The sequence below is a fragment of the Planktothrix mougeotii LEGE 06226 genome (assembly GCF_015207485.1).
In the GTDB taxonomy this organism is placed as follows: Bacteria; Cyanobacteriota; Cyanobacteriia; order Cyanobacteriales; family Microcoleaceae; genus Planktothrix.
On record NZ_JADEWU010000157.1, the window covers coordinates 1 to 1652 of the forward strand.

The following is a 1652-nucleotide window of genomic DNA, read 5'->3' on the forward strand; positions in this document are numbered from 1 at the left end:
CCCACCGACCACAACCCCAACCAGTCCACCCACACCGACTCCCTCTCAACCCACACCTCCTCCCGTTGAACCCCCAACTCCAGCCGTTTTGCAGGCTGAAAATGATACGGTATCGGGTTTACAAAATAGTTTATTGGAGATTCCCTCTAATACAATCACCAGTAATGACACAGGGGTTGGACTGCTGACGGTGACAGAAGTTACTCAACCCTCTAATGGGACAGCAGTTTTAAATCAGGATAGTAACATGATTACTTATACTCCTGATAAAAATTTTTCTGGTTTAGATACATTTGATTATCAAATCCGAGATGATAATGGGGCAACAGGAACGGCTACTGTTACCGTTGAAGTTATATCTATTAATGAGCCTCCAATTTTAGATCTTAATAGTTCCCAACCGGGCAATAATTACAGCACTGTTTTTGTGGAAGGGACAACTCCGGTCGCCATTACTGGAAGTGTGAGTATTCTTGATGCAGATGATTCAAATTTGACTTCAGCAACGCTTACTTTAATTAATAGTCCTAATGGTGACGTAGAAGGTTTATCGATCCAAGGAGCCTTACCTTCAGGGATTACAGCAGGAGCTTATGATCCGACAACAGGAATTATTCTCCTAACCGGAACAGCACCGATTTCTAGCTATGAAATTGCACTGTCTCAAGTTGTTTATAGTAATACTTCCCAAAATCCTGATCCTGAAAATCGAATCATTGATGTAGTCGTTACGGATCATGAAAATGATAGTAATATTGCTATTAGCACAATTACTATTGATGCGGTTAATAATCCTCCCGTCAATACGGTTCCAGGAACACAATTAACAAATGGTAGTCAACCGATTGTATTTAGTCAAGCTAATAATAATCAAATTTTGATTAGTGACCCGGATGCGGATGGAAACCCGATTCAAGTTACCTTAACAGCTAGTACGGGAACTTTAACCTTGGGTGCAACACCAGCTAATGTGGAAATTTCAGGGGATGGAACAACAACAGTAACCTTAGTAGGTCGTCTGGAAAATATTAATACGGCTCTTAATGGTTTAACGTTTGCACCTCCTGCATCCTTGAATACCTCGGCGACCCTCGAAATTCTGACAACGGATAACGGAAATACAGGTAGTGGTGGCCCCCAAACAGCTTCTAGTACGATTAATATTAATCAACCAAACCAGCCACCGAATGCGGTGAATGATAGTGTGGTGGGAACGGAAAATCAACTCTTAACAATATCTTCTTCCACTCTATTAGCAAATGATACCGATCCCAATAATGATCCGTTAACGATTACTGAAGTTAGTAATCCTACAAATGGAACGGTTACCCTCAGTAATGGCAATGTTTTGTTTACCCCAGTCAATAACTATACAGGGCCTGCTAGTTTCTTGTATAGCATTAGTGATGGTCAGGGTGGAACCAGTAGCGCGACGGTTAATATTACTGTTAATTCATCAAACCAGCCACCGAATGCGGTGAATGATAGTGTGGTGGGGACGCAAAATCAACTCTTAACAATATCCTCTTCCACTCTATTAGCAAATGATACCGATCCCAATAATGATCCGTTAACGATTACTGAAGTTAGTAATCCTACAAATGGAACGGTTACCCTCAGTAATGGCAATGTTTTGTTTACCCCAGTCAATA

At 41.2% G+C, this 1652-nt stretch carries 1 protein-coding gene; it reads left to right on the top strand.

Annotated elements, in window-relative coordinates; all coding sequences use genetic code 11:
• On the top strand, positions 1-1652 hold a 1652-nt coding region (locus IQ236_RS27485; RefSeq protein ID WP_193872406.1), incomplete at both ends, for an Ig-like domain-containing protein.